Below are 26,707 nucleotides of genomic sequence, written 5' to 3' on the forward strand. Positions count from 1 at the left end.
GGCAAAAAGCTGACCTTTTCCTTATAGAAGAAGGGAGTGACTTTTTATTTTTTAGATTCTAAAATCCACTGTTTCCAGATGTCAGGAACAAACCCGATGGTGGCACGTTTGCCATCGCGAACTATCGGTGTTTTGAATAGAAGCGGGTTTGTGAGTAGGGCTTCCTCTTTATCGTATAACATATATTTTAGATTTTTGTCTTCGTAAACTTTGGATTCCGTATCAATCAAATCATCCAATTTTACACTTCCTAAAATGGACTTAAGTTCCCCTTTGCTCATTTCTTTTTCTTGGAGGTTGATAAATTGAAAAGGTACACGACGTTCTTGAAAGAACAATTGTGCCTTCTTAGAATCTTTGCATTTTTTGGTTCCGAAGATTTGGAGGTTCATCCAAAAATAGACTTTTTGAAATCTTCTAAAAGAGGTTCTGTTCCAGATAACATCAACTCAATTTGATCCTTGTCCAAATCATACATCACATGTGCTTGTAGGTATAATGTGAATTCTTCCGCAGAAACTTTTTTTGCATCGAAGTTTTCTTTTAGAAAATTATACCAAGCAGCAAGGATGACTTTTTGGTGAGCCAGTTCTTTGATACCGATGGTAATGATTTTAGAGGATTTCATGTAATTTTCTTAAAGAATGATACCTTTCCCAAGAGATCGTCAATCCAAAAACCTTTGAAAGACTGAAAAATAGAGAACCCATGATCCCGAATTCATATCCAACCTTCTGAAAGTTTGTGCACTGCTCACAGTGGCATCAATGATTCTTGTATCATCAACGACACCGACTCTACCATCGGCTCGGATATAGAAACTAGATGTTTCTCCGTTATAATTTCCACTAAACTTATCAATAGCTACATAATGGTATCCAAGTCCAAGTTGAAAAAATGTATTTTCGTATAACCTATGATTGATGGCAGTTTCTACCCTGTAGGCGAGTCCGCTTCCCCTCAATCTTCCTTTTTGATTGAAGTATTGAGTATCAGGAGGTAAACCGCCACCAGCAGAATATCCACGAACGTTCCAATCTGCGGAAGTAAACCCTCCACCCAATCCATTTTCCCATTCCCAGTTTCGAAATACTGGTACATTAAAGTAATACATCCCCAAAAAATGATAGGAATAGATTTCGGAACGAAGTTTTGTGTAGTAAAAGTCACTTGTAACTTCGGTTAGGTGTAACATTTGCCAGTCATTTCTTCCGACAACAAATCCGACTCGGGACCTTGAGTCCAACAGGAAACGAACAAACCCCTCATACAAATTGGTAGATCTGCCACCACTTAGGTTCACATCAGAAGCAATCAAAGGGCTGAAGGTAGATGAAAACTGTTTTAGGTCTCCATCAAATCGCCCTGGAATTCTTTCTCCGCCACCATACCGCAGCCCCACTTCCATTCCAGAAGGTTCGGAGGCTAAGTTGCCAAAGACAATAGAAGAAATCATAAAAACCAGAAACGGAAGGATCACAATACATCTTGACATAACAATTTCATCCAATTTCGTGAGGAAGAACCAATATGGAAACACTCTTTCAAAACGGATCTAAGTTTAATCTGATTTTAGGATCGGACATCCTGAGCCCTTATTTCTATCTCATCCTTGTCGCCTCGCTCTATTTGAGTTTTCGATTGGGATTTCCACAAATTCGTTTTCTCTTTCTCGCACTCAAGATCCTCACGGGCAATATGGACTTCAAAGGTTCCAAGGGCCAGTTGGTTCATTCGCAAGCATTCTTTGCAGGGATTGGGTCCTCATTGCTTGCAGGTTCTGTGATTGGAACGGGTCTTGCCATCGCCTATGGTGGAATTGGCGTTCTTTTTTGGATTTGGGTAATGAGTTTGTTTGTGATGCCCATCCGATTTGTGTCCTCCACTTTGGCGGTGAAGTTTCGTAACCAACTTCCTAGTGGACGTTACCTTTCGGGTCCGATGTACTTTATCGAAAAGGCACTTAGAGCCAAGTGGCTTGCCGTAGCATTTTCACTAGCGAGTATGGTAACGGTTCTTTTGTTTGGTGGGATTTTCCCTTTTGTGGGACTCACATACATCACAAAAGAAGGTTTGAATTTATCCGGACTTTCGGGCCCCATTTCTATTTCTGTTATTTTACTTTTTATAGTAATTGGTGGTGTTAGGCGAGTGGGGCGTGCTGCCTCAATTCTTGCTCCTATCGGTATCATTCTTTTTATTTTCGGATATGTTTCCCTTTTTTCCAATGGAATGATTTCCTTTTTCGGATTTTTATCCGATGTCACCAAAGAAGCTTTTTCCATCAAAGCTTTGCAAGGTGGTGGAGCTTTCGGAATTTTACGCGCTCTTTCTGTTTCTTTGAGTACTTTCTTTTTGTCTACAGAAACCGCAGTTGGTAAGTCTTCTGGAATTGCGGGTGTGGTTCGAACTGATTATGCCGCAAAACAAGGGTTAGTGAGTATGCTCGCCTCCTTTTTTGAAGGTTTTGTTATGGCGACTCTTGTTGGATTCGTTTTGTATTCCTATGGAGCAGTCAATTTAGATACCATCTTATCATTTCCAAATCGAATTTTAGAACAAAAAGAATCCTTATCTGCCATTTTGTTTTTTGTCTCCTTCTTGTGTTTTGGAGTCCTAAGCCTTGCTGGTTGGTTCTATAGTGGAGAACAAAATGCATTTTATGTATTTGGAGAAAAGTTTTCCAATTTTTTTAGAATGTTGTTTATTGGTTCTACACTCGGTTTTGCTTACCTCTATGTAAAGTACGGAATCGACGTACTTGTTTTTGTCATGCATTGGGGTTATATTGCCGCAGTAATTACAAGCGTACCCCTGTTAGTTTCCCTGATGTTACTAGGAAAATCTGCCAATTTTGAACTTAAAAAATACCTCTCGGAATCGGGAGCACGGTATGAAATTTTCAAAGATATTTATCTTTTGTTTTTAACCTTACTTCCAAAAAACTTAATCTCCAAAATTTTTGGATACTTCTCTACCTTACGTTTACCACGATTTATGATGATTCCCATTTTAAAGGCTTTTGCGAAGGTTTATAAGATTAATTTAAGTGAAGCTGAACTGGAAATCAAAGAATACGCATCCTTAAATCAGTTCTTTACTCGTGCCCTTCGTGCTGAAGCGAGGATCATTGACTCGGCCGTTAATGCTGTGGTTTCTCCTACGGATTCCAAAATCACGAGTTTCGGTAATATCAACCAGTCTACCATCATCCAAGCCAAAGGGATCGATTATTCCGTAAAAGAATTGTTAGGTTCCGAAAAGTATTATCCTCACTTTACAAACGGAAAATATATCACTTTCTATTTATCGCCACAAGACTACCACCGCATCCATAGTCCGTTTGCTGGTCAAATTTTAGGATACTATTATGAACCAGGGAAACTTTTCCCGGTAAATGATTTGGCGGTTCTCAATATCCGAGGACTTTTTCCGAAAAACGAAAGACTCATCACCTTCTTACAAACAGAATACGGAAAAATTGCCGTGATCAAAGTAGGGGCCTCGAACGTAGGAAAAATCCGAGTGACTTATGATAATAAAATCGTGACAAACAATTGGATCCGTTTTGCCAAGGAACACCATTACAAAGACGTATCGATCATGATCGACAAAGGGTCAGAGCTCGGTCGTTTCGAAATGGGTTCTACTGTGATTCTTGTTTTCGAAAACGATACCATCGACTTGACAAACATAACTCTCGGTGACAAAATCCAATACGGGACCACCGTTGGAAATTTTCGTTCCAAAACGACAAAACTACCGGTGAAAGCATAAAAATGCCAAACTCGCAGTTAGCCACTTTCCCTAAGGAAATCTCTTTCGATGAGGATTCGCTCTATATCGAATGGAAGGACGGCCATGGATCCAAGTATTCTCTTCTCGACCTTCGAAAAAAATGTCCCTGTGCGACTTGTCGCGGGGGGCATGGTGGGAGTGTGGGTCAGGCAACGGGTCATATCGAGTCCATCAAACTCCTTTCCTGGACCAAAGTGGGTCGTTATGCGATTTCGATTGTTTGGAGTGACTACCACAATACGGGAATTTACTCGTATGACAATCTTCGTGCTTATTCTGACGGCCTTGCGAGTGCTTTCGACTAATCTCGCTTACTTTTTGTCAATTCGGAAAAAAACTGAGTGACAAAAAGATTCATATTATGTCTCATTATCCTAAGTTTTTCCGGAGATAAAAGGGTATGGGTGAAGGTTCACTCTCACAAGACGAGATAGACGCATTACTACAAGGCGCGGATGATACATTCGACCTCTCTTCCTTAAGTGGCGCCGCAAGTTCGTCATCGGACAACTTATCTCCAATTGACCGCGACATTATATCCGATGTGATCGGCTCTGCATTCCAGGTGGCGGGGAACACACTTGGCACGATCTTGGCAAAAAACACTCGTTTTATGAACCCTGCCACCGAATCGAGCTCCTCTGCCGATGTTCAAAAAGAACTCGGAACCAAATCAGTCAGTTTGTTTTCAACAATTAGCGGAAGTTTGGCGGGACGGGCTTGTCTTATTATGGCCCAAGAGAATGCAGCTAAAATTGCTGGTGTAATGATGGGGGGAATGACTCCTCCGGGGCAACTCGACAACGCACAACTCCAAACCCTAAAAGATTCTTTATCGCCGATTTTGGGAACTGTCACGGCACAAATTGGAATGAAACTTGGTGGCACCATGTCGGGCAGCCCACCAGAAATCGCTCTGGTTAATTCTGGGCGTGATTTACAGTTACCAGATGACAACAGTTTGGTGAAAACCTCCCTCAGTTTGAATATTGATGGAGTAGGTTCTTTTAAAGTATACTATGTGATCTCCCTCTCTATGGCGAATTCCATTTTGGATATTCAAAAAGGTGGGGGTCAAAAACAACCACAGCAGTCCGGTGGAATGAACGTCAACATGCAACCCAATATGGGATTGGGTGGTGGCCAAGGTTCTGTTGGGATCAAAGGTGTCAATTTTCCTTCTCTTGCCACGGCAGGTGGTGGTCCCGGACAAACCAACCTCAATCTACTTATGGATGTGCAAATGGCACTGACTGTGGAACTCGGAAGGACTAAAATGTATATCAAAGATATTCTAGGCCTTGGAGAAGGTTCCATCATCGAGTTGGACAAGTTAGCTGGTGAGCCGGTAGATTTACTTGTCAACGGCAAACTCATCGCTAAAGGTGAGGTTGTGGTCATCGATGAAAACTTTGGTGTTCGTGTTACCGATATCGTAAGTCCTACCGACCGACTCAAAGGCGAAAAATGATCGACTTCTCCAAGAGATTGTTAAAACAAAAGGGGCAAGTTATGTACTTTTGCCTCATTCTTGTTTTTACAGTTTTTCCTCTTCTTTCACAAGCTGTGGAAACCAAAGAACTTGACCAAATCCTTCGCCAAGAGTTAGGAGATTCTAAATCCAAATCAACGGATTCCAATAATTCCAATCAAGCTCCAAAGTTTGAAGGATCACCTAATTCTAATAAAACGAATGCGGGAGAGGCAACCAAGGTTTCCGAAGAAACCAATCTGATTCAAGAAAGGTATTCAGAAAACCCAGATGATTCTCCTTCTGCGACTTGGATTTTATTAAAAATTTTATTTATTTTGGCCATCCTTGTGGGTGCAGGTTATTTTCTCATATTACAAATGCAAAAAACAAAATCGGCAAAATACCCTGTAAAGGGATTTATGAAGGTTTTGTCTAGTCTCTCTCTCTCGGCAACACAATCCGTACAAATTGTGGAAGTGGGTGGGCGTACACTCGTGTTAGGTGTTGCTGATGGTTCGGTAAGTTTACTCACAGAAGTGACAAACCCGGAAGAAAAATCGCAAATCCAAAAAATGAAAGAGGAAGCCGATCCTTATGTTCCTAATTTTTTAGAATCGGTTCTTGAGAGTTTACAATCTAAAGCCCAAAGAAAAATTCGCATCAACCCATCCAAAATGGAAAGTTTGGAATTTGATGGGGCCGCTGAGATCCAAATAAAGGCCAAAGAAGGACTGGAACGCCTACGCAAACACCGGGAATTGTTAGAGGGAGGGGAATCATGAGAGTTCATTTTTTATCCTTCTGTAAGAGACATAAATCTATTATTTTTCTCATAAGCATTTTATTACTCATCACGGCTGGTGGGTTTACTGGGCTTATGGCCCAAGATAAGGGAACAAGGATTCCCATTCCCAATTTGTCATTTAACGTGAATGAGGCGAAGGGACCAAAAGACACCAGTCTTTCTCTTATGATCCTTTTTCTTGTGACCATTCTTTCTTTGGCTCCGGCCATTGTGATGAGTGTCACTTCGTTCACAAAGGTAGTGATTGTGTTTGATTTTGTGAGAAGGGCACTTTCTCTCCAAAACTTACCACCAAACCAGGTGATGATGGGCCTTGCCCTTTTTGTGACTTTTTTCATTATGGCACCTACCATTGGTAAGGTGAATGACGAAGCCTTACAACCTTTTTTAAACGGAAAAATTGACCAAACAGCTTTTATGGAAGGGTCGATGAAACACCTGCGTCAGTTTATGATCCGCCAACTCGGTCGGGATGGAACCAAAGACGTAGCTTTGTTTTTAAAAATCGGAAAAGTCCAAAATGTAAAGTCCTTTGAAGATGTTCCATCTTATGTTTTGGTTCCTGCTTTTATGTTAAGCGAAATCAAAAAAGCATTTATTATCGGAATTTATATCTTCATTCCTTTTATCGTCATCGATTTGATTGTTGCCTCGGCCTTACTTGCTATGGGTTTTATGATGTTACCTCCGGTGATGATCTCCCTTCCTCTCAAACTCATTCTCTTTATTTTGATTGATGGATGGAACTTACTTGTACTTGAGCTTGTAAGGAGTTATAAATGACAGAAGTCGATGTAGTCAACTTACTTCGGGAAGCATTCATTGTGACTTTAAAGATTTCTAGTCCGATACTCATTACAGCTCTAGTGGTGGGCCTTATTGTTGGTATTTTACAAACAACCACTTCCATCCAGGAACCAACCATCGCTTTTGTTCCGAAACTCGTATCTATATTTGCCGTGATTGTGTTTTTTTCGGCTTGGATGGTGCGAGTGATGACAGACTACACTCGTGAAATTTTTTTTATGATAGAAAAGATATGATATGGAACCATTTGTTTTACACTTTCAATCTTTTCTTTTGGTCTTAGTTCGCCTCCTCGGACTATTCCTTGTGGCACCGTTCTATTCATCGGAATCGATTAATTTTTCTCTACGTATGATCTTTTCCTTTATGGTTTCTCTTATTGTTTATCCGGTAGTTGCGAGTTTTATGCCACCGGTTCCGGGGCATATGATTAACTATGGGATTCTAGTAATTTCTGAGATGTTGATTGGAGTGTTTATTGGTTTTCTCGTCTCACTGGTGTTTGCTGCCTTTCAAATGGCTGGGGAATTCTTTAACAACCAAATTGGTTTTGGATATACGGAAATTTTAGACCCTGTCACTCAAAACTCACTTCCGGCCATTGGTACGATGAAAAACTTAATGGCCACAGCACTCTTTCTTGTGATCGGGGCACACCGGTTTCTCATTGAAACTCTCGCTTATTCTTTTGAAAAAATTCGCATCATTTCTTTTACAGGGCAAGTAAATGCAGGATTGTACCGGCTTATGGAAGAAGCGATTGGTGCCATGTTTGTTGTCGCTTTCAAAATTGCCCTGCCTGTGATGGGGATATTGTTTTTGGTTTCTCTGGCAGAGGGCCTTATGGGAAAGGCCGCCCAACAAATGAATGTGATGTCGATGTCTTTTCCACTCAAAGTATTTATCGGAACACTCACTCTTATTGCGACACTTACCTTCATTGCCACACAAATGGTACAAGGAATCCAGATTTCTATGGATAAGGCTAGTTTACTCATTCGGGAGTGGCCCAGTCTATGAAAAGGATAGGATTCATTGAGTTTAGGTTGAGTAAGGATACCATTCTTATTTGGATTAAATTACTGTTTGGTCGTTTGAAATCTTTCTATTTGACCCACGCTTTTTCTTTGGAATTCGATTTTTTCTCACCGAAAGAAATGAGACCGGTCCTCTCTGGTTTTACTTCTGGATACTATGAGATAAATCTCCAACTTTTTGCTGCTGCCGATGAAGGCCGAACCGAACCGCCAAGTGAACGTCGCAGAAGAGAAGAAAAAGAAAAAGGAAATGTTCCTAAATCCAATGAAGTGGCATCTACGTTAGTTTTGTTAGGTGGGACAGGCGTTTTGTTTGTGTTAGGTGATACCTTTATTAAAAACACTGCGATTTTTATCAAAAAATACCTTCCGATGGGTATGAGGATGGACCGGTTCGGGGCAGAAGAGTTCCGAGTGATTCTTTCTGGAGTATCCCGTGATTTTTTTACTCTCCTTTGGCCTGTCCTTGCTATTACCTTGGTTTTTGCTGTTGTAGGGAATGTGGTTCAGGTGGGATTTATGTTTTCACCAAGAGCATTATCGTTTCGGTTTGATCGAATTGCCCCGAATTTTAAAAGGGTGTTGCCGAACCGCCAAACATTGTTTAACTTAGTTAAGTCATTAGCAAAAGTGGTGTTAATCGGAGCGATTAGTTATATATTAATCTCTGGTGATTTTCTAAAAGTCCTTTTGACAGGAAATATGGGGATGATGCAAGCCATCAAACTCATCACCTATTCTGGATTCAAAATTATGATGGCCGCCGGACTTTTGTTACTTGGGATTGCTGTGGCTGATTTTTTTTTCCAAAAGTCAGAATTTGAAGAATCATTAAAACAAACTCCTTCGGAAGCCAAAAGAGAGATGAGGGAAGATTCTGGGGATCCGGTGATGAAAAATCGTAGGATGCAACTCGCACGGGACATGATGCAAGGAAATATGCTTCGTGAAGTTCCGAAAGCTGATGTTGTCATTACGAACCCCACACATTATTCTGTGGCATTGTCTTATGAAATGGGAAGGGACTCTGCGCCCCGAGTGATAGCCAAGGGTGAAAACCGCCTAGCACTAGAAATACGAAGGATTGCTCGGGAAAATGATGTTCCGATTGTGGAAAGTCCAAAACAAGCACGCCTTTTATATGCACAAGTCGAAGTAGGTAAAGAAATTCCGCAGGAGTTCTTCAATGCGGTGGTTCAAATCCTAATCACTCTTGAGAAGTTTAGAAAAAAAGTAGGAATGGGATAAGCGAATGAATTTTAGAGACTTACTCAAACAATCGGATGTGATTCTAGGAGTGGGGACACTTCTCATTTTGGGGATGCTCATAGTCCCTTTGCCCGGTTTTTTATTAGATATTCTCATTGTGATTAGTATTGGGCTTGGACTCCTCATACTTATGACGGCTCTTTCGGTAACAGAACCGAGTGAGTTTTCTATTTTCCCGAGTTTACTACTGATCACCACCTTGTTTCGGTTAGCCCTAAACGTTTCCACAACAAGACAAATTTTGTCAAAAGGGCCTGCCATGAATTCGAGTGTGATCGAAGCCTTTGGAACCTTTGTCGTGGGTGGGGAATCGGGACTGGGTAAGTATGTTGTAGGACTGATCATTTTTATCATCTTAACGATAGTTCAGGTACTAGTTATCACTAAAGGTGCAACTCGTATCTCGGAAGTGGCAGCAAGGTTTACTTTGGATGGATTGCCACAGAAACAAATGTCCATTGATATGGAACTGAATAGTGGTGCGATTACTGAGGCTGAAGCCAAGGTGAAACGTAAAAAAGTCCAAAGAGAAGTGGATTTTTATGGGGCTATGGATGGAGCTTCCAAATTTGTGCAAGGGGACGTGAGAGCCGGCCTTATCATTACCGCCATCAACTTGCTAGGTGGAATTTTGATTGGATCGACCATTCGTGGAGAATCATTCCTGGCTTCGATTGAAACTTACGGAAAGTTTACGATTGGGGATGGACTCGTTTCCCAAATTCCAGGACTACTTTCTACAACTGCAACCGGTATCATTGTCACTCGTTCTAGTTCTGAAAAGAAACTGACCGTGGAGATCAAAGACCAACTTTTTGGAAACGCCAAAACTTTGTATGTGGTATCAGGTGCCCTCGGCCTTTCTAGTTTGATTCCGGGTCTTCCTTTTTTCTCTCTATTGTTTTTAGCAAGTGCCATCGGGTATTTGGGTTATTCGATTGAAAAAGTAGCCAAAGAAGAAATTAAAAAAATCGAAACTGTGGCACAGGAAAAAGTCCAGGAGAAAAAGCCAGAAAACTATATTAAAGAAATTTCTGTCGAAGCCATTCAGGTGGAACTCGGTCGCGACTTACTCCCGTTAGTGGATTCCTCCTCGGGAGGACATTTACTAGAACAAATTGCCAACACTCGTAAAAAATTTGCAATCGATTTTGGTCTTGTGATTCCTGCGATCCGTATCATAGACAATTTAGAAATCCCCCATGATAACTATAGTATCCGTATCAATGGAGTGGTTGTGGGTCAGTCAGCAGTGAGAGCTGACCGTTTGATGGCCATGAACAACACGGCAAGGAATTTAGATGCTATTATCGGCGAGGCATTTACAGAGCCTGCCTTTGGTCTGAAAGCCACTTGGATTGATCCAAATGATAAAATTGAAGTAGAGAACAAGGGTTATTCGGTAGTAGATCCGTCGACTGTCATCATCACACACTTAAAAGAACTGATTTCCAATTATGCATCGCAGCTTCTCGGACGAGAAGAAGTGAAAGCTCTACTCGAACACTTAAGACAAACTCACCCGACACTTGTGGGAGAACTGGATTATGACAAACAAGGAAGGCTTGGGATCATCCAACAAACCTTACAAAATCTTTTGGCAGAAGGCCTTTCGATTAAAAACCTTCCTAAAATTATGGATGCGATTGCAAACCACCTTCCCAGAACGAACAACCCGTTTGATTTGGCAGAACATGTAAGACAGTCACTTTCACGCCAAATCATCAACGACTTTCTTTCTCCCGATGGTAAGTTACATGTGGTTACCATTGATCCAAGGATCATTGATCGGATGAATAAAAGTATCACACTCGATGAAACGGACGGAAGTAAAATCATCATCCTTCCGCATGATGTGCGTGTGCGAATTTTGGAATCGGTGTATAATGAACTCCAGAAGGCACTCGATGAAAATAGATTCCTTATTTTTGTGGTTTCTCGTTACCTCAGACAAGCGTTTGCATTCTTTTTGACAAAGGAACTCCCTCCAAGGAACTTTGCAGTAATTGCTTCGGAAGAGATCCATAGAGGCGTTCCTACGGAAATTGCTTCGGTTCTGAGCCTTCCCTCCAGAGAGGAACACCCGCAAGAAGCGTAAGGAGATAAGTTTTTGAATCCACAGGTCCCCGTCAGTCGAATCTCCGTCGCTCCGATGATGGACTGGACTGATAGGCACTTCCGCTATTTTATGCGGCTCATCACAAGGCGCGCACTTTTATATACGGAGATGGTGACCACAGGTGCCATCCTCCGTGGAAAAGACAATCATAGATACTTAAGTTTTTCCAAAGAAGAACATCCCATCGCTCTTCAGTTAGGTGGTGATTCGCCGACGGCTCTTGCAAAATGTGCTAAAATTGGTGAAGAATATGGTTATGATGAAATCAATCTAAATGTAGGTTGTCCTTCGGACAGGGTACAAAGCGGAAGTTTTGGGGCATGCCTGATGAAAGAACCAGACCTTGTGGCTGAGATGGTTGCTTTTTGTAAATCCCGAGTCAAAATACCTGTGACCGTAAAACACCGGATTGGTGTGAATGGAAAAGAAAGTTACGAAGACCTATATCATTTTGTATCCAAAATTAAGGAAGCGGGTGTGGACCAAATCATTGTTCATGCCAGGATTGCAATTTTAGAAGGGCTTTCGCCCAAAGAAAATCGAACAATCCCACCACTTCGGTATGAAGATGTTTATTCCTTAAAAAAAGATTTTCCCGATTTGTCCATTGTTATCAACGGGGGAATCAAATCCCATACGGAAATAGGAGACCACCTAACAAAAGTAGATGGTGTGATGATTGGGCGGGTCGCCTATGACAATCCTTTTCTTTTTAGTGAAGTAGATTCTTTGTATTATCATGAGGAAGGTTCCGCAAGGACTCGGGAAGAAGTTCTTTCTGAACTGATCCCTTATGTTCATTTTGTAATCGAGAAAGAGGGAAAGGTTCACTACATCCTTCGCCATATTTTGGGACTCTATCATGGGGAAAGAGGAGCTCGTGAATACCGAAAGTTTTTGACTGATAGAATGCATTCAAACGATGCCAGTGAATCCATTTTAAAAGACTATTTGGCTTTGCGTTAAGGATACGGAGGGCAAAGGTCACCTGCCATCGTTAGATGGCGGGGGACGGGAGCGTTAGCGCACCCCGAAGTAGCCTGACCCTTGTTAGAATAGAAATTTGGCTTGAGGTGAGATTGGGGAACGCCCATAAAAAAGGAAAAAGTCAATCCAATAATTTTAAACTGATTGGTATAGCTTAACCCAGATTAGACGGTCTAACCGGCAGATTCGTTCGAAAAATTCTCCATTTGAACGAAAAAGGGGGCGAAATGGCATCCAAAATCTATTAAAATCAAATGGGTTGACAGGGCGGTTTCCATTCCCAGCCTGGTTAAATTGAGAGGGAATACCATGACCAAGCCACTTACCGTACAAAGTGACAAAACGATGCTTTTTGAGGTGGATAACCCAGAATTTGAAGCCTGTCGGGACCTCATTGCCAAGTTTGCCGAGCTCGAAAAAAGCCCGGAATATATGCATACCTATCGCATTTCTCCACTTTCTTTGTGGAACGCAGCATCCATAAAAATGACTGCAGAAGAGATCATTGAAGGTTTAACAAAATTTGCCCGTTATTCTGTTCCTAAAAACGTAATGAATGAAGTGAGAGAACAAATCTCTCGTTACGGAAAAGTGAAACTTGTAAAAGAAGAAACCGGCGAATTGTATATCATTTCCAATGAAAAAGGATTCATCACAGAAATTGCGAATAACCGGGCCGTTCAACCCTTTGTGGATGGAATGGAAGGTGATAAAATTCGGATTAAAAAAGAATACCGTGGTCACATCAAACAAGCGTTAATCAAAATTGGTTTTCCGGTGGAAGACCTTGCGGGTTACGATGAAGGAAACAAATATCCATTTAACTTACGTCCTACGACAAAAGGTGGAATTAAGTTTGGAATGCGCGACTACCAAAGAGCATCGGTAGAAGCGTTCCATGCTGGTGGACGTAACGAAGGGGGATCCGGTGTAGTGGTTCTTCCTTGCGGTGCGGGAAAAACCATCGTGGGTATGGGGGTGATGCAAATTGTTGGGGCTGAGACTCTTATCCTTGTAACGAACACTTTGTCCATCCGTCAGTGGAGAAATGAAATTTTAGACAAAACGGATATTCCTGAGTCTGACATTGGTGAGTATTCGGGTGAGATGAAAGAAATCAAACCAATCACCATTGCGACATACAATATCTTAACTCATAGAAAGAAAAAAGGTGGGGACTTTACCCACTTCCATATCTTCAGTGCAAACAATTGGGGACTCATCGTTTATGATGAGGTTCACTTATTACCAGCACCAGTATTTCGTATGACGTCCGAACTCCAAGCCAAACGTAGGTTAGGTCTTACGGCAACTCTTGTTCGGGAAGATGGACTCGAAGAAGATGTGTTCTCACTTATCGGTCCGAAAAAATACGATGTACCTTGGAAAGAACTCGAAGCCAAATCTTGGATTGCCGAAGCCAATTGTGTGGAGATCCGAGTTCCTATGGAAGATGACCTTCGTATGAAGTATTCTGTGGCGGATGATCGTGAAAAATTTCGTTTGGCATCTGAAAATCCAGAGAAATTACGTGCCATCAGTTATATTTTAAAGAAACATTCATCTAACAACATTTTGATTATTGGACAGTACATCAATCAGTTGGAAGAAATTTCTCAAACTTTCAAAATCCCTTTGATTACTGGAAAAACTCCTCTGCCTGAAAGACAGGAACTCTACCAAGCGTTTCGTTCTGGCCAAATCAAACAACTTGTGGTATCGAAGGTGGCAAACTTTTCCATCGACTTACCAGATGCCAACATTGCCATCCAGGTTTCGGGAACATTTGGTTCGAGACAAGAAGAGGCGCAGAGACTCGGGCGGATCCTTCGTCCAAAATCCGTAGACAATACGGCTATATTTTTCTCGCTGATCTCGCGTGATACAAACGAAGAAAGATTCGGACAGAACCGACAACTTTTTCTCACTGAACAAGGGTATGAATACGAAATTTATACTTTGGATCAGTTTAAAGAAACTGTTCCGGAAGAATTACTCACTAAATAGAGGACAAAATGAAACTTGTAGCAAGACGACTGGATGTCGTAGAACCTTCTCCCACTCTCGCGATCACTGCAAAAGCAAATCAATTAAAAGCGAGTGGACTTGACGTTGTTGGATTTGGTGCAGGGGAACCTGACTTTGATACGCCAGTGCATATCAAAGAAGCTGCCAAAAAAGCAATGGACCAGGGGAAAACCAAATACACTCCCGTGAGTGGAACTGTTTCTTTGAAAGAGGCAATCATTCGTAAATTTGAAACCGAAAACGGTTTAAAATACGAAAAGAACCAAATCATCGTTGGAACAGGGGGAAAACAGGTTCTCTACAATTTTTTTATGGCAACTCTGAATCCTGGCGACGAGGTCATCATTCCTGCACCGTATTGGGTGAGTTATGCGGACATCGTTCGGCTTGCAGAGGGAACTCCTGTGATTGTTGCAACCGATATTTCCAGTGGATTTAAAATCACTGCCGAACAATTGGAAAAGGCAATTACTCCAAAAACAAAAGTTTTTATTTTTAACTCTCCATCGAACCCAACTGGTGCCGCATACACTCGTTCGGATGTGGAAGCACTCGTAAAGGTTTTGGAACCAAAAGACATCATCACTGTTTCCGATGACATTTATGAAAAAATCATTTATGATGGATTAGAATTTGTAAATCCAGCGATGATCTCTCCCCGAATGAAGGAAAAAACTTTTGTGGTGAATGGTGTGTCCAAAGCCTATTCCATGACTGGCTGGAGGATTGGATACGGAGCAGGGAATGCGGAGATTGTGAAAAACATGGATACTATGCAAGGCCAATCGACGAGCAATGCTTCGTCCATTTCGCAAGCAGCAGCAGAGGCGGCTCTCACTGGGGACCAAGCGCCTGTGGCAGAAATGCTAAAGGCCTTTGACAAACGTAGAAAGCTCATCGTAGGGCTGTTACGCGAGATTCCTGGGTTTGAATGTCGTATGCCAGAAGGTGCTTTTTATGCTTTTCCATATATCTCTGGTGTTTATGAAACTCCCGGATTTAAAAGGTTAGTGGCAGAAAAAAAAGAAAGTTCTTATTCCAAACTTTTTTGTGATATCTTACTCGATAAATACAATGTTGCGGCCGTTCCTGGAATTGCTTTCGGGGATGACAAAGCCATTCGTTTGTCTTATGCGTTAGGTGATAAGGACATCGAAAAAGGTGTCTCTCGCATCAAACAAATGGTTCTGGATTTACAAAAGTAAAATGAATTTCCGCCCTTTACTAAAAATTTTTTGTAGAGGGCCGGTTGCGTTTCGTTTAGGATATCCTAAAGGTTCGGGTTTTGGAAAATTTTCTTTTGTTACCCAAGTTGTATTTTTTTCACTAGTATTTGGTTCGCTTCTAGCGGCCCCAACCATTCAGGAAAAAATTAAACAAACAAAACCATCGGATCTTCGTAAACGTGATTCCAGTTCTTTGATTGTAATTCCTGTAATTGGCCTTAACTTACACTTGTTTGCTGACGAGAAAAGTGATGTTTTGCGCAAACTTAAATTCGGTGAACCCGTGATTTATGATAAGGATTCGCTCGAGAGCCCCAAAGAAGACTGGATTCCTGTTAAGTTGGAAGATGGACTTTCTGGATTTATCAAACGTTCTGCGGTTCGTTCTGTCCCACCGAAACAATATCTCTCCACTTTGTTATTTGAAGCGGAACGAATGATTCTCTCAAAGAACATTGATTTTACGGCCAAACAAGAAATAACCGATACCCTCTTTCACGTTTCCGGCTCTGGGAAATTCACTGGAGATGACTTTATTTTCATTCGAGCAAAGGCTGGATTTTTTTTGAAGAAAACCGTGGATTTGATGAATGAAAAGGAAATCAAACCTGATAATGATCCGTCCACTCTGGAATTTTTAAAACGCCACCAAACTAAGTTATTATATGATTATGCTTCCTCGATATATTATGTAGATTCCAATTATTTTTGGAAGTTACTTGAGTCCTATCCCAAAACAAAACATTCGGATTACGCAGGTTATTTGGCGTCAGAAAGTATGCCAAGTGTAGATTGCGGAACCGATTTAAAATGCAGATTGGAAGAAATGCGTAAGGGAAAACTGCGTTACCTTTATCTTTTCCCCACAGGTAATTATGTAAATTTATACACAAAAGATTTGGTTGCCAATTTACAATCCATGACTAAGGATCCAGATTCTATTCCTTGTTTTTCCCCTGTTGGGGAAGGGATTAAATCTGAGATTAACCAAATGATACGGTATGCCTCAGAAATTGGCCCTAGAGAAAAAAAACAAATCCTTCCTCATTTACAGATTCTAAAGAAGGAATGTTTTCGGTAAGAAGGTTTTTTCTTGAAACTCAGCTATAAACTTTATCCTTTTTTACCAACTGCGGAAAATCAAAAATCTATCGGTGATATTGTCATCTTACACGGGTTATTCGGTTCTTCCAAAAACTGGGTAACGGTGGCAAAGGCACTTTCTGGATTTGGATCCGTTTATACCTTAGACCAAAGAAATCATGGGGATTCACCTCATACAAACGAACATTCCATTAAACTAATGTCTGAAGATTTAGAAGAATTCCTTTCTGATCATCAAATTCAAAATCCAATTTTACTCGGACATTCGATGGGAGGACTTGTTGCGATGTATTTTGATTTTACTCATCAGGGTGTTTTAAAAGCTTTAATCGTTCAGGACATAGCACCTAGGTCCTATCCTTTTGTTTATGAGAAAGAAATCGCATCTATGTCCTTCCCACTTGGTGGATTTTCTACACGAACGGACATTGATACAGAGATGGCAAAATATCTACCAGACACGTTTATCCGCCAATTTTTACAGATGAGTTTGGAACGGTTGGACTCGGGGGAGTATCGTTGGAAACTGAATGTTGCAGGACTGAACCAAGCCAGGCAGGTTTTTGATCATCCTTTTCCAGAGAAAATATCCTCTGATACAAAGGTTTTATTTATTGTGGGCGGAGCTTCTGACTATATCACAAAGGATGATTTGATTTTGATAGAAAAATTCTTTACGAATGTTAAAATCAAAACGATTCCATTCGGTGGACATTACATCCATTTTACCAACCAGAAAGAATATTTGGAAATTTTGAACAAAGAAGTATTATTAATTTCTTGAGTATTTTATTCGCATAACTTGAAATTAAAGCAAGATACGATAAGTTTGCAATAAAAAAAGAAAAATTATACGTTAGTTGGTGAGTTTCTGTTGGAACTAGAATGGTTTTAACGGACGAACAAACAGTAGTCTGGATTTGACTACTGTTCCAATTTGTTTATTCTTCTAGTAACGATCGCAACATCCAAGCGGTTTTTTCATGAATGTCTAAACGTTGTGTGAGTAAATCTAAAGTGGCTTGGTCGTTTCCTTTTTCTGCTGGTTCGTAAGCGGCGCGTGCAGTGCGGATCACCGCTTCGTTTCCTTCCACCAAATGTTTGATCATTTCCTTGGCTTTGGGTACTTCTTTATCTTCTGTTATGCTTGAATACTTTGCAAATTCCCATCCACCCATAGGAGCATAGTATCCGAGGGATCTAATTCTTTCTGCAATGGGATCTATGGCATTCCAAAGTTCTGTGTATTGGGTCATAAACAAAATATGTAGAGTTTGGAACATGGGGCCTGTAACATTCCAATGGTAACTATGGGTTTTTTGGTAAAGAGTGTACGTATCTGCCAAGAGTTTTTTTAAAGACTCTGAGATAGCACTTCTTTCTTCTTCTGGGATTCCAATATTAATTTTCATCATTTGTCCTTAAATTAGCGATTTATTATTTTTTTAGTTCTGAAACAATACGTTCCACCAAACTTTCCGCGACAACGTCGTATTGGCTGGTTGTGAGTAGAATGTCCTCTCGGCTCCAAATGAGTCCGAGTCCTAAACTATATTGGAGAAGGCGACCCATGGTCCAGTCTGCACCAGGTTTTTTGCGTGCATTGACAATAACATGGCCAGATTCAATGTGAACGATTTTTAATGAGACTGTATCTACTAAATTGGGGATGAGTTTGCCTTTTTCATCGTATTTCTTTAGGGCAGATCCTCGTCCAAAGATAAGGGCATCCACACCTAAAACTTTTCCAAGACGAACAGCTGTTTGCGTATCGATAATCCCTGTTTTTGAAAAACTTTGTTCGTTCACTACTTTAGAAAGTTGTTCTCTCTCTATGACTTTGATTGGGAGGAGTTTGGCAATTTGTAATGAGACTGCATCCGTAAATTCGTCCCCCCATTTTGCTTCTTCAATGTCAAAAAGCAAAACAGCGACTTTAGAAATACCCAGGTCTGATTTTCCCGATTCAGGATATTGGACAGCAGCATCCATAGTGCGGCAGTTTACAAACGAAAGGCTAAGAAGGAGGGATAGGCACGCTAAATATAGTTTCATAGATTTCCTTAAGAAATGATGGAAGGATCGTAAGCCGGCAATTCTTTTTCGCATCAAAAACTGGCATTTTGGAAAATTCGCTTTTCCTATTGTGGTCTTTCCTAGATTTTTCCAACTAGGTCCTTTGATGAAAAAGATTCTTAGTATATTTATAATATTTCTCACCTTTTTTTTGCTAGGCGCAGGTTATTACTTTTCATCTTCTATCATCTCCTTTCCTGTCTCCAACTTAGAGGAAGATAAGACGAGATTAAAGATCAAATCCTTTGCCGATTTTGGGCTTCCTGACCCAGAATCTGTTCGGTTTCAAAATGGAAGTTTGCGACTGCGCGGTTGGTATTTCAAAAACCCTAAAAAGAAAAAATGTGGTGTTGTTTTGCTCCATGGACACAAAAGGACCCGTTATAGCGTTCTCAAATATGCACCTCTATTTTGGAAACGAGGTTGCAGTTTGTTTACTTATGACGCTCGCCACCATGGAGAAAGTGCGGGGGAATACGGAACGTACGGGTTTTACGAAAAACATGACTTGGAACGTGCGATGGAATTTTTTTCTGAGATTAGTACTGTTCCCGAAGAAGCGATTGGAGTTTTTGGTGCTTCCTTTGGGGGGGCGACGGCCTTACAATATGCAGAAGGACGAAGTGACTTTGCCTTTGTGATTGCGGATTCTCCTTTTATGGATATGCGTTCGATCGTAGAAAAACGTGCTGTCGATATTTATTCCCCTTTAGTTCTCTTTCTTTCTCCTATTGCTCTCTCTCTTGCGGAACTGAGGGCAGACTTTCTTGTGGACGAAGTGTCCCCGAAAAAAGCGGCCAAATTCATTTCTATACCAGTCCTTATCATCCATTCCAAGGAAGATGAGGTTACACCTGTTTCTCATTCAGAAGAGATTTTCCAAAATTTAAAATCAAATCGTAAACAACTATTGGTTACAGATTGGGGTGCACTTCATTGTAAGTCGATAGATACACGTTTTACTGAATATGAAACGATTGTGAATTCTTTTTTGAAGGAAAATACATTCTTTCCCAAATGATTTCCTTTTTTAGCGGATCTTAATCAATCGAGGGACATCTTCCCAGTTTCCATCATCTTTTGTAAAACGAGTGAGAAAAACTGGTAAGGAGCCAATTCCAATAGGCCCATAAATCGACCAACTATAGTTTAATTTTCCATTGGCAGATTGCAATTGTTCTGCATTGGCTATTGGAGAATTGTATTCGTTAGGAATTGGTGGTAAGGGAAAGGCGCTGGCTAACGAATCTGTACTTCGGTAGATTTCTATGGTAGTCGCTGCAAATGTTGGTTGGGTTGAAAGGATAAAAAAGTCTGCGTTTCCAGAACTTTTGACACTACGAAGGAGTGGGTTGCCATTTGCTAATAAGGTGGTAAAACCTGTGATTTGACTTGCATTTCTTGAAATTGTTGGACTGGCTCCTGCATAGTTGTCAGTGGGAAAAGTAAATCCTATAACCCCACTATTCGTCAATAAGGCAACTAATTTCCCCCTCACATGAAATGGGGGAGTTTGGAATGTGTACCCACCTCCACCGGTATCAAAAGTCACAATACGATTGGAGAGTCCAACACTGTCCAAGCTACGGACTTGGTATGTTGTATTACCTAATGGTGGAGAAGATGAACTTTGGCATTGTAGGTATTCTGTTCCACCTACATTCACTAATTGGTAAGATAAGGCTGTCAGATTCGGTTCAGCCACCGCACAACTAAATCCCAATACAACATCTTGGTTTACTGCAAAATTTTCGTTTAAAAGAGTTGGCCTGGTTTGTGTTCCTGAACTGTAAGTTGGCGTCACAAGGTAACGTCCAGAGAAGTAATAGGCAGGGTAAATCCAAGGAAACATATCGGGTCGATATAAGTTTGCATCGGAGGCAATGGGAAGGTTTATGACTTCACTTGTGCTAGGGAAAGACTGGTGGATTTTAAAAATTAGGTTTCTATTGGATTGATAGGTTCCGGGAGCTGGGTAGGTTGCCCTTTCTTCCGATAAGAAAAAAACATATTCCGATCCATTAAACATTGGTTTGGAAATTTTTAAAAAGGTTTCGTATCCTGAATCTACTTTTAGGTTTACTCCATCAACTTTTGTTACTTGGTCATAATTCTCCCCATCGGCGCTGGAAATGATATATCCTGTGGATGAATATTGAGTGGATGAAGTGTAAGAGGTTTGTATTTGTAAATAGAGAAACTGTCGCCCGTTGGCTGATCCAAGCGAGGTAAATACGTTAGACGTTCCCAAACGATTTCGGTAATTGGCTAGGTCTTCCAAAAAAAACTGAGTGGGACCACTTTGAGTTAGCCAGAAGAACGATTGTTTGGTGATTCCGTTATAAACTCGAAAACTAGCATTTCCAACAACGGCATTCCCTGAATTTTTAACTGTGATTTTTGCAATTCCTCTTTCGCTGAAGAATAAAAATCCCCGTCCATAAGTATCCAAAGTAACAGTATAAGGTTGGATATTGCCTGATTCTCCGAAGGGCGAAACAGGAACCCCATTTTCATCGGCTTCATTAAAGACAGAATATTCAACAATGCCATTCACATAAGGATTGCCATTGGAATCTGTAAACTTCATAAAGGTAACGGTTTGGCTGTAGGTGTTAAAAGCATCGGCTAATGCAAGATACCTTAGTAATGTTTGTAAGGTACCTAAGTCTTGGGATGGATCCAAATCAGAAGGTTTAAAAATTTTGCATTGAAAGGAGAAAAGAATCAGTAGTAGTATGGTAAGTAATTGTTTCATAAAAATCCCCTTAGAATAGAAGTGAATAACGAACTTCGGCGTACACTGAATTTGTCTGTGGTCGAATTCCAGTAATGGAATATGGCCTATCCCAACTCGTTTCAAAATCCAAACCTTCTTTGATTTGTTTTCCACCAGTGCTGACTGTGGGCCGGTCTGGATAACTGTCTTTTCCTATCATATAAGCATGAACCACATTGGTGATGTAGATGATACCAGCTGTTCCCAGTCCTGCTAAATATTTGGTATTGGTGCTTTTCGCATCCTCTCGACTTTTTGCAATGTAATCTTCTGCAATGGAAGACTCTGCAAATACTTGGAAAAATTCGGAAGGCAAACTGATGTTTTGTGCATTGAGTCTTGTGCCTGGCCCTCCTATTTGGTTGAGCAAAATCATAGTATCATAATGAGATTTTGAGTTTTGTTCTTCTGTGTGAAGCGGGCCTAATGTATACAAAAGAGTTCCAAAGAATAAGGTGCTAAATGTTCCCGCAGATACCTTTGATCCTCCGCAGAATTGACCCCATCCTGGTATTAGTGCTGATCGCCAAATAATAGCGAAACGACCGCCGCACTTAGTTGCGGCAGGCGAAGGGCCGAGTTTTCGAGTTGCAAGCCACTCCGCTTCTGCCCTGGCTTCTTTTTCTGCTAAAGTTTCTTTGTTTTTTTTCGCTGCGAGTTTTGTTTGTTCGGCAAGTTTTGTTTCCTCTTCCAAGCGTTTTTGTTCTTTTGCTTCAGCAAGTAACCGTTCTTTTTCTAGTTTGGCTTTATCTCTTTCTTCTTTTTCGCGTAGTTTCTTTTCTTCTGCGATTCGAATTTTTTCTGCTTCTTGCTCAGTTACATCTTTATAAATTACTTTTAGGATTTGTGATTTAGAAATGGTTTGTGGGCCTTCTGCGGTTTGTACTGTAAGTCCGCGTTCGTTTTGGTCAGTGACTTTCCCTTTTAGAGTCTTTCCATTTTTTAGAATGACTGTGTTCACTGCAAGGAGTGGGAAAGATAATAACAAAAAGAAAATTAAGAAGGTGAAATTTTTCATATAAGGAGATCCATTATAGATTCCCAAAATTTTTGCATTTGTTCAAGAAATTGCAAGAGAATTTTCGAAGGGTTGTTGGATGAAAATTCACTTCAAAGATATTCTCCAATTCGAAAAAATCTTTGCCCTTCGATTCAAATTTCGAAATTCCGCTTAAATATTTTTAAAAAGATAAATTTATATATTTTTTTTCGCCTCAATAAATTCATTTAGGAACTTCATTGCCTATCGAGTGTTTCAGTGTTTGTGGAAAGAAAAATTACCTTCCGAAGATAATAATTATTGTTATATGTTCAATTATGCAAATTATCCTACTTCTATAAAAATTCAATTTTCAGCGAAGTTTTCATGAATGGTAAGAGGAAAAAGGTGTGATGATTGACTCAGAATGGTAGTGATTAGCCATAACTAGAAACAAATTTAAGCCTTCTACTGTTTGGTAATTCCCTAAGATTAGCTTCTCGTTAAATCCTTTCTTATTTCCAAGCCGCTAAAAACGGTGGAAGCCCTTTTTTAGAACGTTATTAACGGAAAAATGAATTTTTTTTATTTGGATGAGAAAATGCGATGGGCATCGAACCAAAGCTTACCTACATTCGCATTTTATAATATAAATGCGAAATCTTAGGCCAAACAATATGCGAGTCCAATTCCAGTCTTTCCTTTTCTCACTACTCATACTTCTTTTCGGCAATTGTGTTTTTCTTTTACCGAATGGTACTCCACAACAAGGGATTAGTCCTTTTGCCTTTTTACTCGGTCTTGTGGGTGGATCCCCGAGTTCAGCCCAAAACCTAACACCTGGCACCGCTGTGGATCTGTCAGCCGATGGAGTCCCGGATGGGACGCTGGTCGATTCGGATGGAGACGGGGTCTCTGATGGAATCACTCTTAACGGTGGCACAACTCCGAATCTTTTGTTACTCGATACCAATGGAGATGGGATTCCCGATGCAGTTGATTCCAATGGAGACGGAATCGCGGACTATTACATCAGTCCTAATCCTCCTGGATTTTTGACATCAGGCCCCGGTGGGTCAGGAAATCCTGTCGTGATCATTGTGGATGCAAATGGCAATCCTCTTGGGTTCGATACCGATGGGGACGGAACACCGAATGACACTACTATTGTCGCTATCCTAAATGATACAACTGCACCAATACTCACTAGTTCATTGTTAGCTGGCACATTTTCAACCACCCAATCTACGACCTTGACATGTACGGACAATCGAGCACCAGGCTCCATCGTATATACCTTAGATGCCACAATCCCTGGTTTTTCGCCTAAGAATGGTGTGGTGATCACTAAATCCTCCAAAGCCATCTCCTTATCCAAAGAGGGACCTCATGCTCTTAATGCATTTTGTCGTGACCTAGCAGGAAACCTATCCGCACCGCTTAGCATTGTGTATACGATCGATACCCAAGTTCCCGCTATTACCATTGTAAACCAATCCTCGCCTGCCATCAGTTCTCAAGCGGGCGCCATCAGTAGTTCCACAGCAACGTGGAGGTCCAATCGCTCTGGTTCATTCACCGTCCGCGAAGGGAGTGCTTGTGATTCCGGAACTATCGCCGCGACTGGAACGGCTATCGCAAACGTTGACCAAACCTTCGTTCGATCTCATACTCACTTTACAGGCGAAGGCACGAAGACTTACCGTATCTGTGTCACTGGTTCCAATGCCCTTATTGGTTTTGCCGTAGTTTCTTTGCAAAGGGACGATACGGCTCCTGTCGTGTCTGCTGATCCTGGAGCAGGAAGTTACGGAACGGCCACTTCGGTTTCTCTATCCTGTTCTGACACCGGTGGAAGTGGATGTGATCAAATTGCTTATGCGGTTCAAGCAGGATCGAATCCAACAAATCCAGCTATTCAAGGGACAACAGGAACTATAATCAGTGGGACATTATTTTCTGCCGCCATTGCCTTGACAGATGGATCTGTCACCTATACAAAGTTTGTGGCTCGTGACAAAGCGGGCAATGTATCGAGTGTGAGTTCACAAAATTATACTGTAGATACGCAAGCGGCCACCATCACAGTCAATTCGCACACAGCAGCTATCAATGGATCATCCAATGTTTTGCTCCATTGGCAAAGTAGCAAAGCAGGTTCCTACCAAATTCGTTTGGGCGGGTCTAGCTGTTCCAATGGAACGGCACTCACCAATACTGGTTCCAATTCAAATGTAACGGGTAATATTGCTGCCGCATCAGATACATCCAGCACCATTGCTAACTCACAGTTTGTGGAAGGGGACAATACCATCCGCATTTGTGTGGCGAACTTAGTTGGAAGCTTTGGTTCTACCACACGCACATCAAATAAAGACACAACCGCTCCAGTTGTGACGATGGCATCTCCAACAGGAACAGGCCCATTTGCCTCTGGAACCCAACTCCAACTCAGTTGTTCCGACACTGGTGGTTCTGGATGTGACAAAGTCATTTATACACTCAATGGCACAGAACCAACGTTTGACGGTTCGGGAGAAGTCACAAATGGAACGGTATATGCAACAGCAGTGGCCTTATCCAATGGGAGTAACCAAGTCAAATACTTAGCTCGTGACTTCGCGGGAAACTTAAGCACAGCTGGAAGTCAAAGTTTTCATGTGGGCCCACCCAATGCTCCTGCCTTTGTGGAAGCGCAAGCTGGAGGAACCAGTGCCGTTGTACAATGGTGGCCGGTCACTGGTGCCACATCATACACTGTGTACTATAGCACAAGTCCTGGTGTAACTACAGCTTCAACTAGTTTTGGGCCAGTGACGGATCCTTATGCGACCATTACTGGGTTAAGTGGTGGAACTTTGTATTACTTTAGGGTGGTGGCTAGTAATGCAGCTGGTGCAAGTGCATTGTCGTTGTTGGATGCGGGTGCGTTGACTACTGCGACACCTCCAGGAACAAGCGCGACAGGGATGCATATAGATATATCTGCGGGACAAGGGACTAGTTCTGGACAGACTCCCAGTGTTGTTTTAGACACTGTTAATGGAAAGTTACTCGTTGTTACTATGAACGGAGCGAACTCTAACAAGCCGAGTCTTTTCCGATGTAATTTGGATGGAACAGCTTGTACTCACACAGATATATCTGTGGGACAAGGGACTAGTTCTGGACAGACTCCCAGTGTTGTTTTAGACACTGTCAATGATAAGTTACTGGTTGTTACTTGGAATTACGGTAACGGATCCAGACTCAGTCTTTTTCGTTGTAATCTAGACGGAACTAGCTGCACGCATACTGATATATCCGCGGTTACTGGGCAAGGGAATAGTTCTGGGCAGTATCCCAGTGTTGCTTTAGACTTTGCCAATAAAAAATTGCTCGTTGTTACTCGGAACGGAATGAACTTTCAAAAACCGAGCCTTTTTCGTTGTAATCTAGATGGAACAGCCTGCACCCATACAGACCTGTCCGTTGGACAAGGCTATGGTTCTGGATATTTTTCCAGTGTTGTTTTAGATACGGTTAATGGAAAGTTACTCGTTGTTACTATGAACGGGGCGAACTCTAAAAAGCCGAGTCTTTTCCGATGCAATTTGGATGGAACAGTTTGTACTCACACAGATATATCTGCGGGACAGGGGACTGATTCTGGCTCTAACCCCCGTGTTGTTTTAGACACTGTTAATGGAAAGTTACTGGTTGTTACTTGGAATTACGGTAACGGCTCCAAACTCAGTTTTTTTCGGTGCAATCTAGACGGAACTAGCTGCACGCATACTGATCTATCCGCAGTTACGGGGCAAGGGAATGGTTCTGGGCAGTATCCCAGTGTTGCTTTAGACTCTGCCAATGGAAAGTTACTCGTTATTACTACGAATGTAGCGAATTCGTATAAACCCTCTCTTTTCCGCTGTAATCTAGATGGGACCGCTTGCACCCATACAGACCTATCGGTGGGACAAGGGAGTAATTCTGGTTATTATCCTAGTGTTGTTTTAGACTCTGTTAGTGGCAAAATAATTGCAGCCACGCAAAACGTTGCTAACTCAACCAAAGCTTCTATCTTTATCTGGTAACCAACCACTTTGGGTGAGACCGAAGCGATAGTGCACCCCGAAGCAACCCGATCGGATTTAGAGTTTGGGTATTTACCTGTGAGTCCATCGGCAGTAAGTTATGGGCAGAATGCTCGCGAGGGTTATGGGTATATGCAGTTTAA

General features: G+C 41.4%; 23 protein-coding genes. 16 read left to right on the forward strand and 7 right to left on the reverse strand.

Going from position 1 to position 26,707, the window contains the following annotated elements:
* Positions 1–44 precede the first annotated feature (44 nt).
* From LEP1GSC199_RS05220 to LEP1GSC199_RS05230, 3 genes are read right to left on the reverse strand one after another with little or no spacing between them, the layout of a single operon-like run.
* Positions 45–392, reverse strand: coding sequence for an arsenate reductase family protein (locus tag LEP1GSC199_RS05220; protein ID WP_002978308.1), 348 nt, complete (start codon positions 390–392; stop codon positions 45–47).
* On the reverse strand, positions 389–628 hold the full coding sequence (locus tag LEP1GSC199_RS05225; RefSeq protein ID WP_002978532.1) for a hypothetical protein: 240 nt from the start codon (positions 626–628) through the stop codon (positions 389–391). The genes LEP1GSC199_RS05220 and LEP1GSC199_RS05225 overlap by 4 nt, the downstream gene beginning before the upstream one ends.
* A 39-nt stretch (positions 629–667) precedes the next feature.
* Positions 668–1,495 (reverse strand): LIC_11366 family protein, encoded by an 828-nt coding sequence (locus LEP1GSC199_RS05230; RefSeq protein ID WP_002978172.1) that lies wholly within the window; start codon positions 1,493–1,495, stop codon positions 668–670.
* A gap of 35 nt (positions 1,496–1,530) precedes the next feature.
* On the opposite strand from LEP1GSC199_RS05230, the gene asd reads away from it, so the two are divergent.
* The 14 genes from asd to LEP1GSC199_RS05300 all read left to right on the forward strand — a co-directional run bounded on the left by asd (position 1,531) and on the right by LEP1GSC199_RS05300 (position 17,438).
* Positions 1,531–3,777 (forward strand): archaetidylserine decarboxylase, encoded by a 2,247-nt coding sequence (gene asd, locus LEP1GSC199_RS05235; RefSeq protein WP_002978386.1) that lies wholly within the window; start codon positions 1,531–1,533, stop codon positions 3,775–3,777.
* Positions 3,778–3,779: 2 nt separating this feature from the next.
* Positions 3,780–4,103 (forward strand): DUF971 domain-containing protein, encoded by a 324-nt coding sequence (locus tag LEP1GSC199_RS05240; protein WP_002978436.1) that lies wholly within the window; start codon positions 3,780–3,782, stop codon positions 4,101–4,103.
* A 95-nt stretch (positions 4,104–4,198) separates the two neighbouring features.
* Positions 4,199–5,269 carry a flagellar motor switch protein FliN gene (gene fliN, locus LEP1GSC199_RS05245; RefSeq protein ID WP_002978229.1) on the forward strand — a complete coding sequence of 357 codons (1,071 nt, stop codon included), beginning with the start codon at positions 4,199–4,201 and terminating at the stop codon, positions 5,267–5,269.
* A 41-nt stretch (positions 5,270–5,310) separates the two neighbouring features.
* The gene (locus LEP1GSC199_RS05250) at positions 5,311–6,054 is read left to right on the forward strand and encodes a FliO/MopB family protein (protein ID WP_002978147.1); all 744 of its coding nucleotides are present in this window, start codon (positions 5,311–5,313) and stop codon (positions 6,052–6,054) included.
* The gene (fliP, locus tag LEP1GSC199_RS05255; RefSeq protein WP_002978257.1) at positions 6,051–6,860 is read left to right on the forward strand and encodes a flagellar type III secretion system pore protein FliP; all 810 of its coding nucleotides are present in this window, start codon (positions 6,051–6,053) and stop codon (positions 6,858–6,860) included. Before LEP1GSC199_RS05250 ends, fliP begins: the two co-directional genes overlap by 4 nt.
* Positions 6,857–7,120 (forward strand): flagellar biosynthesis protein FliQ, encoded by a 264-nt coding sequence (gene fliQ, locus LEP1GSC199_RS05260; RefSeq protein WP_002974890.1) that lies wholly within the window; start codon positions 6,857–6,859, stop codon positions 7,118–7,120. Before fliP ends, fliQ begins: the two co-directional genes overlap by 4 nt.
* 1 nt (position 7,121) lies before the next feature.
* Positions 7,122–7,904 (forward strand): flagellar biosynthetic protein FliR, encoded by a 783-nt coding sequence (gene fliR / locus LEP1GSC199_RS05265; RefSeq protein WP_002978265.1) that lies wholly within the window; start codon positions 7,122–7,124, stop codon positions 7,902–7,904.
* Positions 7,901–9,169: an EscU/YscU/HrcU family type III secretion system export apparatus switch protein gene (locus LEP1GSC199_RS05270; RefSeq protein WP_002978451.1), complete on the forward strand. Its 1,269-nt coding sequence runs from the start codon at positions 7,901–7,903 to the stop codon at positions 9,167–9,169. The genes fliR and LEP1GSC199_RS05270 overlap by 4 nt, the downstream gene beginning before the upstream one ends.
* A 4-nt stretch (positions 9,170–9,173) precedes the next feature.
* Entirely contained in the window at positions 9,174–11,288 is a 2,115-nt protein-coding gene (locus LEP1GSC199_RS05275; protein ID WP_002978198.1) for a flagellar biosynthesis protein FlhA, read from the forward strand.
* Positions 11,289–11,300: 12 nt separating this feature from the next.
* Positions 11,301–12,275, forward strand: a complete 975-nt coding sequence (dusA, locus tag LEP1GSC199_RS05280; protein ID WP_039926144.1) for a tRNA dihydrouridine(20/20a) synthase DusA — start codon at positions 11,301–11,303, stop codon at positions 12,273–12,275.
* Between the two features lie 330 nt (positions 12,276–12,605).
* Positions 12,606–14,303: a DNA repair helicase XPB gene (locus LEP1GSC199_RS05285; RefSeq protein ID WP_002978410.1), complete on the forward strand. Its 1,698-nt coding sequence runs from the start codon at positions 12,606–12,608 to the stop codon at positions 14,301–14,303.
* An 8-nt stretch (positions 14,304–14,311) separates the two neighbouring features.
* Positions 14,312–15,529 carry a pyridoxal phosphate-dependent aminotransferase gene (locus LEP1GSC199_RS05290; protein ID WP_002978485.1) on the forward strand — a complete coding sequence of 406 codons (1,218 nt, stop codon included), beginning with the start codon at positions 14,312–14,314 and terminating at the stop codon, positions 15,527–15,529.
* Between the two features lies 1 nt (position 15,530).
* Positions 15,531–16,631 (forward strand): SH3 domain-containing protein, encoded by a 1,101-nt coding sequence (locus LEP1GSC199_RS05295; RefSeq protein ID WP_002978120.1) that lies wholly within the window; start codon positions 15,531–15,533, stop codon positions 16,629–16,631.
* Between the two features lie 12 nt (positions 16,632–16,643).
* Positions 16,644–17,438 (forward strand): alpha/beta fold hydrolase, encoded by a 795-nt coding sequence (locus tag LEP1GSC199_RS05300; protein WP_002978417.1) that lies wholly within the window; start codon positions 16,644–16,646, stop codon positions 17,436–17,438.
* Between the two features lie 157 nt (positions 17,439–17,595).
* Here LEP1GSC199_RS05300 and LEP1GSC199_RS05305 read toward each other — a convergent pair whose 3' ends face one another.
* Both LEP1GSC199_RS05305 and LEP1GSC199_RS05310 read right to left on the reverse strand, forming a co-directional pair.
* Positions 17,596–18,069 carry a Dps family protein gene (locus LEP1GSC199_RS05305; protein ID WP_198288756.1) on the reverse strand — a complete coding sequence of 158 codons (474 nt, stop codon included), beginning with the start codon at positions 18,067–18,069 and terminating at the stop codon, positions 17,596–17,598.
* A gap of 22 nt (positions 18,070–18,091) precedes the next feature.
* Positions 18,092–18,709, reverse strand: coding sequence for a CsgG/HfaB family protein (locus LEP1GSC199_RS05310; protein WP_232420653.1), 618 nt, complete (start codon positions 18,707–18,709; stop codon positions 18,092–18,094).
* Between the two features lie 127 nt (positions 18,710–18,836).
* On the opposite strand from LEP1GSC199_RS05310, the gene LEP1GSC199_RS05315 reads away from it, so the two are divergent.
* Positions 18,837–19,751: an alpha/beta hydrolase gene (locus LEP1GSC199_RS05315; protein ID WP_002978498.1), complete on the forward strand. Its 915-nt coding sequence runs from the start codon at positions 18,837–18,839 to the stop codon at positions 19,749–19,751.
* Positions 19,752–19,760: 9 nt separating this feature from the next.
* Here LEP1GSC199_RS05315 and LEP1GSC199_RS05320 read toward each other — a convergent pair whose 3' ends face one another.
* Positions 19,761–21,488, reverse strand: a complete 1,728-nt coding sequence (locus LEP1GSC199_RS05320) for a hypothetical protein (RefSeq protein ID WP_002978224.1) — start codon at positions 21,486–21,488, stop codon at positions 19,761–19,763.
* Positions 21,489–21,498: 10 nt separating this feature from the next.
* A complete protein-coding gene (locus LEP1GSC199_RS05325; RefSeq protein ID WP_002978335.1) occupies positions 21,499–22,527 on the reverse strand; it encodes an LA_0442/LA_0875 N-terminal domain-containing protein in 1,029 nt (342 codons plus the stop codon).
* Positions 22,528–23,165: 638 nt separating this feature from the next.
* Here LEP1GSC199_RS05325 and LEP1GSC199_RS05330 point away from each other — a divergent pair.
* Positions 23,166–26,564 (forward strand): chitobiase/beta-hexosaminidase C-terminal domain-containing protein, encoded by a 3,399-nt coding sequence (locus LEP1GSC199_RS05330; protein ID WP_002978483.1) that lies wholly within the window; start codon positions 23,166–23,168, stop codon positions 26,562–26,564.
* The last annotated feature ends 143 nt before the right edge of the window (positions 26,565–26,707 follow it).

It is taken from the genome of Leptospira vanthielii serovar Holland str. Waz Holland = ATCC 700522, from assembly GCF_000332455.1.
Classification (GTDB): domain Bacteria; phylum Spirochaetota; class Leptospiria; order Leptospirales; family Leptospiraceae; genus Leptospira_A; species Leptospira_A vanthielii.

What these genes read in the sequence shown, in the direction of transcription:
- LEP1GSC199_RS05310 (WP_232420653.1), bottom strand. Translation starts at nt 18,709, where the DNA reads ATGAAACTATATTTAGCGTGCCTATCCCTCCTTCTTAGCCTTTCGTTT.
- LEP1GSC199_RS05220 (WP_002978308.1), bottom strand. Translation starts at nt 392, where the DNA reads ATGAACCTCCAAATCTTCGGAACCAAAAAATGCAAAGATTCTAAGAAG.
- fliN (WP_002978229.1), top strand. Translation starts at nt 4,199, where the DNA reads ATGGGTGAAGGTTCACTCTCACAAGACGAGATAGACGCATTACTACAA.
- LEP1GSC199_RS05275 (WP_002978198.1), top strand. Translation starts at nt 9,174, where the DNA reads ATGAATTTTAGAGACTTACTCAAACAATCGGATGTGATTCTAGGAGTG.
- LEP1GSC199_RS05285 (WP_002978410.1), top strand. Translation starts at nt 12,606, where the DNA reads ATGACCAAGCCACTTACCGTACAAAGTGACAAAACGATGCTTTTTGAG.
- asd (WP_002978386.1), top strand. Translation starts at nt 1,531, where the DNA reads ATGGAAACACTCTTTCAAAACGGATCTAAGTTTAATCTGATTTTAGGA.
- fliR (WP_002978265.1), top strand. Translation starts at nt 7,122, where the DNA reads ATGGAACCATTTGTTTTACACTTTCAATCTTTTCTTTTGGTCTTAGTT.
- fliQ (WP_002974890.1), top strand. Translation starts at nt 6,857, where the DNA reads ATGACAGAAGTCGATGTAGTCAACTTACTTCGGGAAGCATTCATTGTG.
- fliP (WP_002978257.1), top strand. Translation starts at nt 6,051, where the DNA reads ATGAGAGTTCATTTTTTATCCTTCTGTAAGAGACATAAATCTATTATT.
- LEP1GSC199_RS05315 (WP_002978498.1), top strand. Translation starts at nt 18,837, where the DNA reads ATGAAAAAGATTCTTAGTATATTTATAATATTTCTCACCTTTTTTTTG.
- LEP1GSC199_RS05290 (WP_002978485.1), top strand. Translation starts at nt 14,312, where the DNA reads ATGAAACTTGTAGCAAGACGACTGGATGTCGTAGAACCTTCTCCCACT.
- LEP1GSC199_RS05295 (WP_002978120.1), top strand. Translation starts at nt 15,531, where the DNA reads ATGAATTTCCGCCCTTTACTAAAAATTTTTTGTAGAGGGCCGGTTGCG.
- LEP1GSC199_RS05330 (WP_002978483.1), top strand. Translation starts at nt 23,166, where the DNA reads ATGCGAGTCCAATTCCAGTCTTTCCTTTTCTCACTACTCATACTTCTT.
- LEP1GSC199_RS05305 (WP_198288756.1), bottom strand. Translation starts at nt 18,069, where the DNA reads ATGATGAAAATTAATATTGGAATCCCAGAAGAAGAAAGAAGTGCTATC.
- LEP1GSC199_RS05230 (WP_002978172.1), bottom strand. Translation starts at nt 1,495, where the DNA reads ATGTCAAGATGTATTGTGATCCTTCCGTTTCTGGTTTTTATGATTTCT.
- LEP1GSC199_RS05320 (WP_002978224.1), bottom strand. Translation starts at nt 21,488, where the DNA reads ATGAAACAATTACTTACCATACTACTACTGATTCTTTTCTCCTTTCAA.
- LEP1GSC199_RS05240 (WP_002978436.1), top strand. Translation starts at nt 3,780, where the DNA reads ATGCCAAACTCGCAGTTAGCCACTTTCCCTAAGGAAATCTCTTTCGAT.
- LEP1GSC199_RS05270 (WP_002978451.1), top strand. Translation starts at nt 7,901, where the DNA reads ATGAAAAGGATAGGATTCATTGAGTTTAGGTTGAGTAAGGATACCATT.
- LEP1GSC199_RS05325 (WP_002978335.1), bottom strand. Translation starts at nt 22,527, where the DNA reads ATGAAAAATTTCACCTTCTTAATTTTCTTTTTGTTATTATCTTTCCCA.
- LEP1GSC199_RS05250 (WP_002978147.1), top strand. Translation starts at nt 5,311, where the DNA reads ATGTACTTTTGCCTCATTCTTGTTTTTACAGTTTTTCCTCTTCTTTCA.
- LEP1GSC199_RS05225 (WP_002978532.1), bottom strand. Translation starts at nt 628, where the DNA reads ATGAAATCCTCTAAAATCATTACCATCGGTATCAAAGAACTGGCTCAC.